This is a genomic window from Pseudomonas sp. GL_135, from assembly GCF_057834665.1.
The window spans coordinates 306,550-320,237 of sequence record NZ_CM174408.1; the positions used below are offsets into that span (position 1 = coordinate 306,550).

13 protein-coding genes and 1 riboswitch are annotated in these 13,688 nt (G+C 60.6%); of the genes, 3 read left to right on the forward strand and 10 right to left on the reverse strand.

All coding sequences use genetic code 11. From position 1 onward, the window contains the following. Positions 1-93 precede the first annotated feature (93 nt). Both metF and ahcY read right to left on the reverse strand, forming a co-directional pair. Positions 94-942: a methylenetetrahydrofolate reductase [NAD(P)H] gene (metF, locus tag AC3ISG_RS01395; protein ID WP_122536436.1), complete on the reverse strand. Its 849-nt coding sequence runs from the start codon at positions 940-942 to the stop codon at positions 94-96. A 181-nt stretch (positions 943-1,123) separates the two neighbouring features. Beyond that, complete coding sequence (gene ahcY / locus AC3ISG_RS01400) at positions 1,124-2,533, reverse strand: adenosylhomocysteinase (protein WP_489298366.1); 1,410 nt, start codon at positions 2,531-2,533, stop codon at positions 1,124-1,126. A 21-nt stretch (positions 2,534-2,554) separates the two neighbouring features. Beyond that, positions 2,555-2,663, reverse strand: a riboswitch (S-adenosyl-L-homocysteine riboswitch). Positions 2,664-2,859: 196 nt separating this feature from the next. Between ahcY and AC3ISG_RS01405 the strand changes: the two genes are divergently transcribed. Further along, positions 2,860-3,264: an acyl-CoA thioesterase gene (locus AC3ISG_RS01405; RefSeq protein ID WP_122536437.1), complete on the forward strand. Its 405-nt coding sequence runs from the start codon at positions 2,860-2,862 to the stop codon at positions 3,262-3,264. Positions 3,265-3,456: 192 nt separating this feature from the next. On the opposite strand, the gene otnI is transcribed toward AC3ISG_RS01405, so the two are convergent. The 6 genes from otnI to AC3ISG_RS01435 form a co-directional block, all read right to left on the reverse strand. Next, positions 3,457-4,248 (reverse strand): 2-oxo-tetronate isomerase, encoded by a 792-nt coding sequence (otnI, locus tag AC3ISG_RS01410; protein ID WP_272633640.1) that lies wholly within the window; start codon positions 4,246-4,248, stop codon positions 3,457-3,459. 22 nt (positions 4,249-4,270) lie between these two features. Then, on the reverse strand, positions 4,271-5,728 hold the full coding sequence (locus AC3ISG_RS01415) for a GntT/GntP/DsdX family permease (RefSeq protein ID WP_122536439.1): 1,458 nt from the start codon (positions 5,726-5,728) through the stop codon (positions 4,271-4,273). An 84-nt stretch (positions 5,729-5,812) separates the two neighbouring features. After that, entirely contained in the window at positions 5,813-6,475 is a 663-nt protein-coding gene (gene otnC / locus AC3ISG_RS01420) for a 3-oxo-tetronate 4-phosphate decarboxylase (protein WP_122536440.1), read from the reverse strand. Further along, positions 6,472-7,764 (reverse strand): 3-oxo-tetronate kinase, encoded by a 1,293-nt coding sequence (gene otnK, locus AC3ISG_RS01425; RefSeq protein ID WP_489298367.1) that lies wholly within the window; start codon positions 7,762-7,764, stop codon positions 6,472-6,474. The genes otnC and otnK overlap by 4 nt, the downstream gene beginning before the upstream one ends. A 10-nt stretch (positions 7,765-7,774) precedes the next feature. Continuing rightward, complete coding sequence (gene ltnD / locus AC3ISG_RS01430; RefSeq protein WP_489298368.1) at positions 7,775-8,797, reverse strand: L-threonate dehydrogenase; 1,023 nt, start codon at positions 8,795-8,797, stop codon at positions 7,775-7,777. A gap of 200 nt (positions 8,798-8,997) precedes the next feature. Continuing rightward, positions 8,998-9,831 (reverse strand): DeoR/GlpR family DNA-binding transcription regulator, encoded by an 834-nt coding sequence (locus AC3ISG_RS01435; RefSeq protein WP_205486179.1) that lies wholly within the window; start codon positions 9,829-9,831, stop codon positions 8,998-9,000. A 319-nt stretch (positions 9,832-10,150) separates the two neighbouring features. Here AC3ISG_RS01435 and AC3ISG_RS01440 point away from each other — a divergent pair, with 319 nt between their 5' ends. After that, entirely contained in the window at positions 10,151-10,537 is a 387-nt protein-coding gene (locus tag AC3ISG_RS01440) for an MAPEG family protein (protein WP_122536443.1), read from the forward strand. Positions 10,538-10,690: 153 nt separating this feature from the next. Here AC3ISG_RS01440 and AC3ISG_RS01445 read toward each other — a convergent pair whose 3' ends face one another. After that, positions 10,691-11,110: a DUF1090 domain-containing protein gene (locus tag AC3ISG_RS01445; RefSeq protein ID WP_122536444.1), complete on the reverse strand. Its 420-nt coding sequence runs from the start codon at positions 11,108-11,110 to the stop codon at positions 10,691-10,693. A gap of 59 nt (positions 11,111-11,169) precedes the next feature. Further along, entirely contained in the window at positions 11,170-12,855 is a 1,686-nt protein-coding gene (gene ligB / locus AC3ISG_RS01450; protein ID WP_489298369.1) for an NAD-dependent DNA ligase LigB, read from the reverse strand. Positions 12,856-13,044: 189 nt separating this feature from the next. On the opposite strand from ligB, the gene AC3ISG_RS01455 reads away from it, so the two are divergent. After that, positions 13,045-13,665, forward strand: a complete 621-nt coding sequence (locus tag AC3ISG_RS01455) for a LysE family translocator (protein ID WP_489299438.1) — start codon at positions 13,045-13,047, stop codon at positions 13,663-13,665. Positions 13,666-13,688: the final 23 nt, after the last annotated feature.

Sequence of the window (13,688 nt, forward strand, 5' to 3'; positions counted from 1 at the left end):
AAGGCTGGGCTCAATGACGGGGCTGGCAGGCCTCGGGGTGACGAAGCCTGCCGGTGAAGCCAGCATGGTTTCAATCCGTCTGGATTGAAACCGTTATTGTGCAGAGAGCTTGAGGTTGTTCCACACCGCCAAACTGGGTTCGGCCTGATTCAGCGTGTAGAAATGCAAACCGGGGGCACCACCGTGCAGCAGTCGTTCGCACATCTCGGTGATGACCTGCTCGCCAAACGCCTGAATGCTCACCGTGTCATCGCCGTACGCTTCCAGCTGCTTGCGAACCCAGCGCGGGATCTCCGCACCGCATGCGTCCGAAAAGCGCGCCAGTTTGCTGTAGTTGGTGATCGGCATGATGCCTGGCACGATCGGAATATCCACGCCCATCTTCCGTACGCGCTCGACGAAGTGGAAGTAGCTGTCAGCGTTGAAGAAGTACTGGGTGATCGCACTGTTGGCGCCGGCGTTGGCCTTGCGCACAAAGTTTTTCAGATCGTCTTCGAAGTTGCGCGCCTGTGGGTGCATCTCGGGGTAAGCCGCGACTTCGATGTGAAAGTGATCGCCGGTTTCTTCTCGAATGAAGCTCACCAGGTCATTGGCATAACGCAACTCACCGCTGGCCATGCCCATGCCTGAGGGCAGGTCACCGCGCAGGGCAACGATACGTTTGATGCCGGCTTGCTGGTACTGCGTCAGCAAGCTGCGCAGGTCAGCCTTGCTGTCACCGACACACGACAAGTGCGGAGCGGCCGGGACGTGCACTTCTTTTTCCAGCTGCAGCACGGTGTTGATCGTGCGATCGCGCGTGGAACCCCCGGCACCGTAAGTGCAGGAGAAAAATTCGGGGTTGTAGCTGGCCAGCGTACGCGCCGTGGCAAGCAGTTTTTCATGACCAGCGTCGGTCTTCGTCGGGAAGAATTCGAAACTGTAGCTACGGTCTTGGCTCATGGAGCGAGTCTCCAGCGGCAAGCTACAAGCCATAAGCTGCAAGAGTGGCGGTGCGCCGTATCCTGCAGCTCAAGGCTTGCCACCTGGTGCTGCTAAATGCTTGGACGATTTAAAGCCTGACGCGGCAAGTGCTCACAATGGTGATGCCTTTACTTGCCGCTTGAAGCTTGCCGCTTACTGCTTAGTAGCGATAAGCGTGCGGCTTGAACGGACCTTCGACGGTCACGCCGATGTAGTCGGCCTGGGTCTTGGTCAGCTTGGTCACGACGCCGCCGAAGCCGCGTACCATTTCCAGGGCCACTTCTTCGTCCAGCTTCTTCGGCAACACTTCAACGGTCAGACGCTCGGCTTTCTGAGCAGGGCTCAGGTCAGCGTACTTCTGGTTGAACAGGAAGATCTGTGCCAGCACCTGGTTGGCGAACGAGCCGTCCATGATGCGGCTCGGGTGACCGGTTGCGTTGCCCAGGTTCACCAGACGACCTTCGGCCAGCAGGATCAGGTAGTCGTCGTTCTGCGGGTCAAACTGGCCAGCGCCGGTGCGGTGGATCTTGTGCACTTGCGGCTTCACTTCTTCCCATGCCCAGTTCTTGCGCATGAAAGCCGTGTCGATTTCGTTGTCGAAGTGACCGATGTTGCAGACCACGGCGCGTTTCTTCAGGGCCTTGAGCATGTTGGCGTCGCAGACGTTGACGTTACCGGTAGTGGTAACGATCAGGTCGATCTTGCCCAGCAGTGCTTTGTCGATGCTCGCTTCGGTGCCGTCGTTCTCGCCGTCGATGAAAGGCGAAACCAATTCGAAACCGTCCATGCACGCTTGCATGGCGCAGATCGGGTCGACTTCGGTGACCTTGACGATCATGCCTTCCTGACGCAGCGACTGAGCCGAACCCTTGCCCACGTCACCATAGCCGATGACCAGCGCTTGCTTGCCGGACAACAGGTGGTCGGTACCGCGCTTGATGGCGTCGTTCAGGCTGTGACGGCAGCCGTACTTGTTGTCGTTCTTGCTCTTGGTGACCGAGTCGTTGACGTTGATCGCAGGGATCTTCAGTTCGCCCTTGGCCAGCATGTCCAGCAGGCGGTGAACGCCCGTGGTGGTCTCTTCGGTCACGCCGTGGACGCGGTCCAGGATGGCCGGGTATTTCTTGTGCAGCAGCTCGGTCAGGTCGCCGCCGTCGTCGAGGATCATGTTGGCGTCCCATGGCTGACCGTCCTTGAGGATGGTCTGCTCCAGGCACCACTCGTACTCGGCTTCGGTCTCGCCTTTCCAGGCGAAAACAGGAATGCCGGCAGCAGCAATGGCAGCAGCGGCCTGATCCTGAGTCGAGAAGATGTTGCAGGACGACCAGCGTACTTCGGCACCCAGGGCAACCAGGGTTTCGATCAGCACGGCAGTCTGAATGGTCATGTGGATGCAACCGAGAATCTTCGCGCCCTTGAGCGGTTGTTCGCCAGCGTACTTGCGACGCAGGCCCATCAGGGCTGGCATTTCGGATTCGGCGATGATGGTTTCGCGACGGCCCCAGCCAGCCAGGGACATGTCGGCGACTTTGTAGTCGTTGAAATCGTTGGGCGTCAGTACAGCACTCATAAAGAGTCTCCATTCGTAGGGTGCGAATGGGCGCCGTTGTGCGTTTAAAGCTTGAGCGGCGAGAAGCCTGATCAAACAACGCCCTCTCCGAGCCTGACAGGTCTGACCTGCTGCAGCGCCCCTCGGACAGGTGGCGGGAAAACGGTAACAAGGTGTGATGACCGTTTTTTGAAGCGGTGGCGATTATCTTTCTTTGAGCTGCAAGTGGCAAGCTGCAAGCGGCAAGCGGTAAACAACAGCGGACCTGCTTTTAACTTGCAGCTTCAGGCTTGAAGCTTGAAGCTGGGGCACATCCACCACCGCCTCCCAAACACCCCGGAGCCCCCATGAACTTCCACACCCGCAAATGGGTAAAACCCGAAGACCTCAACCCCAACGGCACGTTGTTCGGCGGCAGCCTGTTGCGCTGGATCGACGAAGAAGCGGCCATCTACGCCATTGTTCAGTTGGGCAATCAGCGCGTCGTGACCAAGTACATTTCCGAGATCAACTTTGTCAGCGCGTCGCGTCAGGGCGACATCATCGAACTGGGGATTACCGCCACCGAATTTGGCCGCACCTCCATCACGCTGACCTGCCAGGTGCGCAACAAGATCACCCGCAAGAGCATTCTCACGGTCGAGAAAATGGTCTTCGTGAACCTGGGCGAAGACGGCCTGCCGGCGCCACACGGCAAGACCGAAATCACCTACGTGAAAGATCAGTTCAAGGAAGAATCGATCAACGAGTGATCGTGCTGCGTGCCTGAAGTTTTGGGTGATCACTGAGCGGTCTATCGTTCTGACGGGGCGCGATCAGGCAGCACACACACAGTCCCTGTGAGAGTGAGCTTGCTCACGAAGACGGCATTTCAGATCCTGAAAATCGAGCGGATGTACTGACCGATTCGCGAGCAAGCTCGCTTCCGCAATGAAATGTGTGCTTCAGCTCTGATGACGCGCCTGCCAATCGCGCAGCCACTGCAGGCCTTCGCTGGTATCGCCTTTCGGACGGTACTCGCAGCCGACCCAGCCGGTGTAGCCCAGGCGGTCGATCTCTTCGAACAGCCACGGGTAATTCACTTCCCCCACGCTCGGCTCATGCCGGTCCGGCACACCCGCGATCTGGATGTGGCCGATGCCGGCGAAGTCACGACGCAGTTTGCTGGTCACGTCGCCCTCGACGATCTGGCAGTGATAGCAGTCGAACTGCACCCGCAGATTGTCAGCGCCGACTTCTTTCAGCACCGCCTGACCCTGATCCTGACGATTGAGGAAGAAGCCCGGAATATCGCGGGTGTTTATCGGCTCGATCAACACCGTCAGCCCGACCTTTGCCGCCTGTTGCGCGGCGAAGCTCAGGTTTTCCAGGTACACCGCGTGATGCTTCTGACGCAGATCTTCACTGTGCAGCAGGCCGGCCATGACGTGAATCCGGTCGTTGCCCAGCACCGCTGCGTAATCCAGCGCTTTCTGAAAGCCGTCGCGAAATTCGCTCTCCCGGCCCGGCAACGATGCAATGCCGCGCTCGCCCTTGGTGAAATCGCCGGGCGGGGCATTGAACAGCGCCTGGGTCAGGCCGAAGTCGTCCAGACGCAGCTTGATTTCCTCGGCCTTGAAGTCATACGGAAACAGGTATTCCACGCCCTTGAAGCCGTCACTCGCCGCAGCCGAGAAACGCGCCAGAAAGTCGTATTGCGGATACATCATGCTGAGGTTGGCAGCGAAGCGAGGCATGGTTATCTCCCAATTGAAGCCGTTAGACGAATGGCCAGAGCAGCAGCGTCATCAAGAACCCGAGGGTGCCCAGAATGGTCACCAGGAAGGTCCAGGTGCGCAGGCCGTCGGCAACGTTGAGGCCCGCCAGTTTGGTGAACATCCAGTAACCGGCGTCGTTGATGTGCGACATCGCCAGACCGCCACCGCCCATGGCCAGACAGAGCAGGGCCATGTGGTTGGCGCTCAGGTTCAGCGTGGCGATCAGCGGGCTGAGAATGCCAGCCGTGGTCACCAGCGCCACTGTGGTCGAGCCCTGTACGGCGCGCAACAGCAGTGTCAGCAGAAAGCCCAGCGCGAGGACCGGCAGGCCGGTGTTGCGCAGCGCTTCGGACACGACGGCGCCGATGCCGGTATCGACCAGCACCTTGCCAAACACGCCGCCTGCGCCCGCAATCAAGATCACCATCGCTACACCGGGCAGTGCCGAGCCCACGACATCGGACACCTGACTGCGGCTCCAGCCACGGCGCGAGCCCAGCAACCAGGCGCACAGCAGCGTGTCGATCAGCAGTGCCACCAGCGGCGCGCCGAGAACGGTCAGCACGTTGCGCAGCATTGAGTCGGCTGGCAACATCGTGGTCGCCAGCGTGCCCAGCAGAATCAAAATGATCGGCAGCAGAATCAGCGCGATGATGATGCCTGCCCCCGGCGCCGGCGCTTTGGGCAGGCGTGCCGCCAGGCTGCTGGCGTTTTCTTCCAGGCCCAGCTCTTTGGTGTGGGTCGCTTCAGACACTCGCGAGTAATCGTTATTGGCCCAAGCCACCAGGTCGTCGTTGGTGACGTGGGAGCCGTACACTTCGCTGCGGATATCGTCGGTCATCGGGTAGACCCTGCGGGTCATGCGCCCGGCGATCAGGTAACCGATCAGGCACAGAATCCCCACCATCGGCAGCCCGAACATCAATACGCGACCCAAGTCCGCGCCCAGCTGGCCGGCGGCTGCAACAGCACCCGGATGCGGTGGCAGGAAGGCGTGTACCGACAACAGCGCAGCGCACATCGGCAGCGCATAAACCAGCAATGGCTTACGAGCAGCGCGGGCGACGCCGTAGGCCAGTGGCATGAGGATGATCACGCCGACTTCGAAGAACACTGGAATACCGACCATGAAACCCGCCACAGTCAGGGCCAGCGGCGTGCGCCGGTTGCCGAAGCGGTTGATCAGGGTCTTGGCCAGCGCCTCGGCGCCGCCGGACAGTTCGATGATGCGGCCGATCATGGCGCCAAGGGCGATGATGATCGCGATGTGGCCGAGGGTTTTGCCCATGCCGCCTTCGATGGTCGCTACCAGATCGCCCGGTTTAACCCCGGCCACCAGCGCCACGATAATGCTGACCAGCATCAGCGCCACGAACGGTTGAAACTTGTATTTCAGGACCAGAAGCAGCAACAGCGCAATGCCGGCTCCGGCGATGATCATGAGCAATAGAGGAGTCATGTTGTGTCCCGTTGTTATTGTTTTCCGGCCAAGCCGGTCCGCCGAAAACCGGCAGGCCGGTTTTCGATCAAAACGCCGTTGGGGTTACCAGTTCACGCCGAACGTCTGGCGCAGTTCTTCCAGGGCCGCTGCGTCCAGCGGTTCAGGTTTGGGGTTGCTCATCAGCCAGAGGCGTGCGGTCTCCTCCAGCTCTTCCAGCGCATAAGAAGCCTTGGCGACCGAGCTTTCCCAGATCACCGGGCCGAGTCGTTCGAGCATCACGCCGCGCACGCTGTTCGCCAGTTTCGCCACTTGTTCAGCGACGTTCGGCGAGCCGGGGCGCTCGTAGGCAATCAAGGGAATGTGCCCGACCTTCATCACCTGATAAGGGGTGATCGGCGGGAGGATGTCTTCGGGTTTCCAGACGCCGGCCAGTGTCAGCGCGACCAGGTGCGTCGAGTGGGTGTGCACCACGCCGCCGACACCGGGATTGCGGTCGTAGACCTGACGATGCAGCGCCAATGTCTTCGACGGCTTATCGCCGGACACCCATTCGCCGGCCAGATTGACCTTGGCGATGGCATCAGGATCGAGGCGCCCCAGGCATGCGTCGGTTGGCGTAATCAGCCAGCCGTCGTCAAGGCGCGCGCTGATGTTGCCTGCGGTGCCGACGGTGTAGCCGCGTCCGAACAGCAGACGGCCGATGGTGCAGATTTCTTCACGCTGCTTGTTTTCGGCGCTCACTGAAGGGCTGGTTACGTTGCTCATTGAGCACCCCCCGCCAGTTGCTTGAGGGCTTTGTCGAAAAAGTCGCGGCCACCGAAATTCCCGGACTTCAGCGCCAGAGCCAGAGGCATCGCACCGCTGCTGATGGTCGCTGGAACACCCGGGTCGATCTGCGCGCCGATCTTCAGTAGGCTCACACCCAAGGCCTGAACCACGGCACCGGAGGTTTCACCGCCAGCGACGACAAAGCGTTTCACGCCCGCGTCCAACAGGCCGCTAGCGATCTGCCCCAGCGCGTCTTCGACCAGCGCGCCAGCACGTTCGACGCCGAGTTTTTGCTGCACAGCTTTGACTTCTTCCGGGCTGCTGGTGGCGTAGATCAGCACGGTTTGCCCGGCATCGCGGGCGAACGCCAGTGCGTCTGCCACCACCGGTTTGCCTTCAGCCAATGCCAATGGATCGATGCGCAGTGCAGGCCGGTTAGCCTCAAGCCAGGCGGCAACCTGGCCGTTGGTAGCCACCGACGCGCTGCCCGCCAATACCACTTCGCCGCCGTCGACGTGCTCAAGCTTCGCCGCATCGATGTCGCGCAGCTTGCCCGCTTTGCGGAAATTGCCCGGCAGGCCCAGCGCCAGACCCGAGCCGCCGGTGAGCAGCGGCAGGTCGGCGCAGGCTTCGCCCAGCGTGTACAAATCAGCGTCAGACAGCGCGTCGGCAATCGCCATGACCACGCCGTCTCCACGTAACTCTTTGATGCGCGCACGCACGCCGTCGACGCCTTTGGCGATGCTGTCATAACGCAGCAGGCCAACTTTCTGCGTGGTTTGCGATTGCAGCACGCGCACCAGATTGGCATCGGTCATCGGCGTCAGCGGGTGGTTTTGCATGCCACATTCGCTGAGCAGTTGGTCCTGCACGAACAGATGGCCGCGGAAAATCGTGCGACCGTTCTCCGGGAACGCCGGGCAAGCCAACGCGAAATCGCTGTTCAGCGCCTTGAGCAGCGCTTCACTGACCTGGCCAATGTTGCCTTTGGCGGTGGAATCAAACGTCGAGCAGTATTTGAAGAAGATCTGCTCGCAGCCCTGCTCACGCAGCCACTGCAGCGCGGCGAGGGATTCTTCCACCGCTTCTGCAGCGGGCGTGGTGCGGGACTTCAGCGCGATGACGATGGCGTCGGCGTCCAGTTCGGACAGGCTCTCGGCGCTCGGGATACCAATGCTCTGCACGGTGCGCATGCCGCCCCGCACCAGCATGTTGGCCAAGTCGGTGGCGCCGGTGAAATCATCGGCGATGCAGCCCAACAGAGGGCGCGGAGTCGTGGTGCTCATCAGCGTCATCTCAGTTGTTTTCAGGCTTGGCGTTCGGCAGTTCGATGCCCGGGAAAATCTTGATCACGGCAGAATCATCCTCGCGACCAAAGCCAGCGGTAGAGGCTTGCATGAACATCTGGTGGGCGGTGGACGACAGCGGCAGCGGGAATTTGCTGGCGCGGGCGGTATCGAGTACCAGACCCAGGTCTTTGACGAAGATGTCCACGGCCGACAACGGCGTGTAGTCCGCCTTGAGAATGTGCGGCACGCGGTTCTCGAACATCCACGAGTTACCGGCGCTGTTGGTGATCACTTCGTACAGCGCATCGGCATCGACGCCTTCGCGCAGGCCCAGGGCCATGGCTTCGGCGCTGGCGGCGATGTGGACGCCGGCCAGCAACTGATTGATGATTTTGACTTTGGAGCCCAGGCCGTGGACGTCGCCCAGGCGATAGACCTTGCCCGCCATGCCGTTGAGGATCGCGTCGGCCTTGGCGTAAGAATCAGCCGGGCCGGAGGTCATCATGGTCATCTCGCCAGCGGCTGCCTTGGCCGCGCCCCCGGAGATCGGCGCGTCGAGGTAGAGCAGGCCTTTTTCGGTGAGGCGTTGACCGAGTTCGATGGCGAAGGTCGGTGCGACCGTGGCGCAACCGATGATCAGACTGCCCGGGCGCAGGGCGGCGACTGCGCCGTTGTCACCGAACAATACGGTTTCGGTCTGCTCGGCGTTGACAACGACGGTGATGATCACGTCGCAGGCCGCCGCCATGCTTGCAGGAGATTCACAGGCAACGCCGCCTTCGCTGGCGAATTGCTCTGTCACGGCCGCGCGTACGTCACAGGCATGAACGTTGAAGCCGCTGCGCAGCAAGGAGCGCGCAATACCCAGGCCCATTGCACCCAGCCCAATGACGCCGACATTCTTGTTATCCATGAATCTCTCCTCGGGTGAGCGCCGAAGTTCATCAGCACTCGAATGGTGTTTGTTCTGATCTGTTAAAGATAGTGAACCTGTGATCGGATAATGTGAAGTGCTTTTTTTAGTTAACAAAAATTAACATTGACGTAGCCGCGCATAAAAAAGCCCTGGCTGGCTGCCAAGGCTTGGGTGCACGGTTTATGGGGTGGGATGTATCTGTCGGTACACAACTGGGGGAGCGAGCTTGCTCGCGAAGCAGCAGGCGCATCCGCCGCATCTTCGGCGGCTGAAATACCGCTTTCGCGAGCAAGCTCACTCCCACAGCAGGGATGTCAGCGTCGGGAGAGCTCGGCCTTACCCACCGACGCCAACATCAACTCAACCCCCAGCCCGCGAATGCTGTCCGCTGCGCCGTGGGCGAGGCGGTCGTCGCTGATGATCGTGTCGAACTGCTCCAGGCCGGCGACCTTGTACATGCCGAACGTGCCGTATTTCGTGCTGGTCGTCAGCAACACCGTGCGCGACGCTGACTGCATCGCCGCCTGCTTGACCTCAACTTTTAGCGCGGACGGCGTCGTGGTACCCCGCTGCAGATCCCACGAACTGGTCGACATGAACGCCACGTCGGTTGCCAATTGCCGCAGCGTCGCCGCTGCCAGCCCGCCGACACAGGATCGGTTCGGGTGATCCAGCAGCCCGCCGGTGTGAATCACATCCACATGGGTCGCATCGGCGAGGGCGTTGACCACGCCAAAATCGTTGGTGACCACGGTCATGCCCGCCAGTGCGACGATGTACGGGACGATTTCCAGCGTGCTGGTGCCGGCGTCCAGGTACACGGTCATCTCAGGGTGCAGCAGGCTGGCGGCCAGTTTCGCCATCGCCTGTTTGTGCGGCAGCTCGACCACGGCCTTGGACTGGTGACTGGGCTCGCTGTGAACCTGGCTGGCGATGCGCACCCCGCCGGTCACCGAATAGGCACGGCCGCTTTGCTCAAGCAGCGCGATGTCGCGGCGGACAGTCATGTGCGAGCAGTCGAACATTTCCATGAGCTGATGCACGCTCAGCACCTGATGCTTGCGCAACTGACGCAGCATCAACTCCCGACGCTGATCGGGAATCATCGGCGCTGCGCCACTGAGGGTGGCGTCTTCTTCGCTGGACATGCAGGCTCCTGGGCAACGAGATACAGCCTGGGTCGGCTGGGTGGCTGGCATCTTAGCCAATCGGGATGGCGGTGGCAGTAACGGCGAACAAACTGCGCGCAGGTTGTTCTCTGCAGGACCGGCTTTAGCCGGGAAGGGGCCGGTGTGTGCGCTATCAAATTTGTGGTGTGGCGGGCGACGCCTTCCCGGCTGAAGCCGGTCCTACGATTGCATGCGTTACCTGTAAGAACCTTTCGGCGGACCGTGGCTCTTAGCCTGTAGATAGGTGTTGGCCGGGATGTTTCTGATGAAGCTCAAATTCTAAAAAAAGGATGTGGTTATGACCGTTGCTTTTTGGTGCGTGTTGATCGTGATTCTGTTGCCGATAGGGTGCGCTGGCGTTGCCAAGTTCAGCAGCGGCAAGTTCAGTGCAAGGCACAATCATGATCCCCGTGACTTTCTCGACCGCCTCGAAGGTCTCCCGCGGCGCGCCCACAACGCGCAGCTCAATAGTTTTGAAGCGATTCCAGGATTTGCTGCCGGTGTGATCATTGCCCACGTTGCCGGCGTGGCGCAGTTGGTGACGATCGACGTACTGGCCGTGCTGTTCGTGACCAGTCGCCTGCTCTACATCATCTTCTATCTGGCGGATCTCGCGGCGTTGCGTTCGCTGGCCTGGATCGTCGGGATGGGTCTGGTGATTGCGCTGTTTGGCGTCTCTGTCTGACCGCTCACTATTTCTAAGTTGACGCGATGTGGCAGCAAACACACTACCTGTGGGAGTGAGCTTGCTCACGAAGAGGCCAGTATAGTCGCTGAATATTTCGGACTGAACGCCACTTCCCGAGCAGCTCACTCCTCCAGAAAGCAGTAATTGCGCTTAATCGTCATCCTCGTCCGGCTTGACGCTCTCCAGCTTCTCCTGCTCTTCCTGCAACTCCTTGCGGGACTCGGCCAGCTTGTCTTTACGCTTGTCGATTTTCTCGGGATCGCCTTTGCTCATGGCCTTGTTCAGATCCGCCTGGCGACGGCTGACTTCGCGCTTGGCATCCAGCACCTTCTGTTCCTGCTGCTTGACCACGTCGACGTCGGTGCAGTTTGCGTTCATTTCGCTGAGGGCTTTTTGCAGCCCGGCCTGTTGATCGGTGTTGCCGGCGGCTTTGGCGCTCTCAATCTGAGTGGTGATGTCCTGACGCTTCGAGGCGCATTCGGACGGCTCCGGCGCTTGTTCGGCCGCAAACACGGGCGCGGCCAGAAACCCGCACGCGGTGAATGCAAAAAGGGATGACAGGAATTTCATGAATACTCCTTGAATACACACAGCCGCACGCTCTACACAATCATGCGGCCCTGAAAATACTAAAAACCGTTGATGCCTTCGTCCTTCAGCTGCCTGCTTAGGGCCTGCACCTGCGGGTCTTGAAAAAATGCATGTAACTGCTTCGCACGTCCGGAGCCAATGCCGGGTTCGGCCTGCCATTCCACGGCGCTTCGCGAGACCAGCGCTGCCCACGAATCACCCAGATCAACACCCGTGGCCGGCGGCAAACCGATGGCTTTGAGCCACACGACAAAGGGCTTATCGCGTGCAGCCTGAAAACTTGCCAGCAGTTTAGCGCCGCTGCGCTCGCCCAGACCGGGAATGTTAGCAAGCTGCGCACTGTCGAGGGTCATCCAGTCCAGCAAACCGTTTAATTGTCCTGCCTGAATCAACTTATCCCAGGTGCCCGGTCCTACGCCGTTAAGCGCCAAGCCCTTCTTCCCTCCCAGCCATTTCAACCGTTCACGGAACTGACTTTCGCAGCCCTCAACGGGCTGCCAGCAACTCAGCGAATGAAAGTCCTCTGCTCGCGGCACATCCAGTGGCGCACGATCAACGCTGCGCGATATCACCTCATCCAGACGCGGAATCGTCAGGCCGGCGAGGCTGATCGCGACCTGATCGCCAGGCCGAATGTCCATTTCCTGCCAGCGCTTAAGCGAGCCAACGCTGATGCGGGCGATCATTCGGTCATCCAGGCGCACCGGTTCGATGTCCAGCACGGGCGTGATCTTGCCACTGCGCCCGACATTGAAATGAACCTTGCGCACCTCGGCCAGCGCCTGCGCAAACGGGTACTTCCAGGCCGCGATCCAGTAAGGCGCTTTCGCCTGCCAGCGCTCGGCCGACGGGCGCTCGCCTTGGCGAATGACCACGCCATCGGTGGCAAACGGGAGCGGCGAACGGTACCAGTGCTCTCGCCAGTTTTTCGCCTGAATGAAACCTTCCAACGGCTCACTGAAGCGCGCGCTGTCCTCGAAACCCATGGCCCTGAGCCCTGCCAATCGCGCGGTCATGTCCGACGGACCTTCTGGCCAGTCCCAGACGAACAGCCCGATATTCGCGCCTTCCTGTTCGCTGATCGCGTGACGCGCCAGCAGCCCGGCCACTTTGCTGCGAGCGTTAAGACTGCCGGCGTCCGCCTGAACGTGATCTGTCAGCTTCCAATACAACTCGCCCTGGAGGATCACGGTCTTTTCCCACGCGAGATGGCGAGGGATCGCCTCGATCTGGTGGGCATGTCCAGTCCAGTCCTGACCGAAAACCCCGTCGCCCCGGCTGATGGCGCTCACCAGTTTGCCGTCGACATACACCAGCGAGACCGCCACGCCGTCTACCTTCGGCTGAATCCATAGATCGCTTCGGCCTTCAAGCCACGCCTGAACGGCAACCTCGCCCGGCAGTTTGGTCAGGCCCGTATGGGGGATGGGATGGGCAACGGTACCGCGCGCGGTTTTCAGCGGGTTCAAGGGCGAGGCTGGCGTCGCGGCGAAACAGCCGCGCAGATCGGCGAGTCGCTGAACGGATTGGTCGTACAGCTCATCGGCCACCAGCGAGACGCCCTGGCGGTGATAACTGTCGTCCCATTGGGTGATCTGGCTTTGCAGCGCGAGGATTTCGCTTCGGGCTTTGGCCGGTGGCCAGTCGGGGCAAGAGGTGGCATTGGCTGTGATGGAAACGAGCGCGATCAAAGCGCAGGTCATCGCGCGGAGGAGGGGCAGCATCGGAGCGTCCTTGCTGGGGGAGGGACTGCAAGGCTAGGTTTTCTCGATGGGCGTTTCATCGCCCCTTGGTTACCGCGTTTGTCTCGCACCGGTACAGCCAGGCGCGGTTTCCCGGCCTAGCTGTATCTTGAGCCGGCTGGTGACGAGTGCAAAATGATGTTTCACCCGGCTACTGGAAGGGACACCGCCATGGACATGTCGACCCTCGCTCTATTCATCCCCGCCTGTTTCGCCCTGAACATGGCGCCGGGCCCGAATAATCTGCTCTCCATCAGCAACGCGTCGCGTTATGGATTTGGCCGCGCCTGCACCGGCGGGCTTGGTAGGTTGCTGGCATTCGCGATCATGATTGCGCTGGCCGCAGTCGGGCTTACAGCGGTGCTGCATACGTCCGAGTGGCTGTTTCATACGATCAAGATTGTGGGGGCGGCGTATCTGTTCTATCTGGCGTTACAACTGTGGCGAGCGCCATGCGAGGCGCACGATGTCGAAGCCGGCGCGCAGGCCGGAGTGCCGAGGCTGGCACGTCAGGAGTTTCTGATCGCCATCGGCAACCCCAAAGCCATTCTCTTGTTCACGGCGTTTCTGCCGCAATTCGTGGACCGTACCGGCGTTATCACCACTCAATTCGCACAACTGGGCGCGCTGTTTCTGGCGCTGGAATGTATCGCTATCGGGCTGTATTGCTGGATGGGGGTGCATGCGCGTCGGCTGTTTGCCAAGTCTAGTGGCAAGCGGTGGTTCAACCGGGCGTGTGCGGGGTTGTTGGCGAGTGCGGCGTCGTTTTTGCTGGTGGCGCGGCGGGGGTAATACGTATTCAGCCCACGGAGGTG

What these genes read in the sequence shown, in the direction of transcription:
- metF (WP_122536436.1), bottom strand. Translation starts at nt 942, where the DNA reads ATGAGCCAAGACCGTAGCTACAGTTTCGAATTCTTCCCGACGAAGACC.
- ahcY (WP_489298366.1), bottom strand. Translation starts at nt 2,533, where the DNA reads ATGAGTGCTGTACTGACGCCCAACGATTTCAACGACTACAAAGTCGCC.
- AC3ISG_RS01405 (WP_122536437.1), top strand. Translation starts at nt 2,860, where the DNA reads ATGAACTTCCACACCCGCAAATGGGTAAAACCCGAAGACCTCAACCCC.
- otnI (WP_272633640.1), bottom strand. Translation starts at nt 4,248, where the DNA reads ATGCCTCGCTTCGCTGCCAACCTCAGCATGATGTATCCGCAATACGAC.
- AC3ISG_RS01415 (WP_122536439.1), bottom strand. Translation starts at nt 5,728, where the DNA reads ATGACTCCTCTATTGCTCATGATCATCGCCGGAGCCGGCATTGCGCTG.
- otnC (WP_122536440.1), bottom strand. Translation starts at nt 6,475, where the DNA reads ATGAGCAACGTAACCAGCCCTTCAGTGAGCGCCGAAAACAAGCAGCGT.
- otnK (WP_489298367.1), bottom strand. Translation starts at nt 7,764, where the DNA reads ATGAGCACCACGACTCCGCGCCCTCTGTTGGGCTGCATCGCCGATGAT.
- AC3ISG_RS01435 (WP_205486179.1), bottom strand. Translation starts at nt 9,831, where the DNA reads ATGTCCAGCGAAGAAGACGCCACCCTCAGTGGCGCAGCGCCGATGATT.
- AC3ISG_RS01440 (WP_122536443.1), top strand. Translation starts at nt 10,151, where the DNA reads ATGACCGTTGCTTTTTGGTGCGTGTTGATCGTGATTCTGTTGCCGATA.
- AC3ISG_RS01445 (WP_122536444.1), bottom strand. Translation starts at nt 11,110, where the DNA reads ATGAAATTCCTGTCATCCCTTTTTGCATTCACCGCGTGCGGGTTTCTG.
- ligB (WP_489298369.1), bottom strand. Translation starts at nt 12,855, where the DNA reads ATGCTGCCCCTCCTCCGCGCGATGACCTGCGCTTTGATCGCGCTCGTT.
- AC3ISG_RS01455 (WP_489299438.1), top strand. Translation starts at nt 13,045, where the DNA reads ATGGACATGTCGACCCTCGCTCTATTCATCCCCGCCTGTTTCGCCCTG.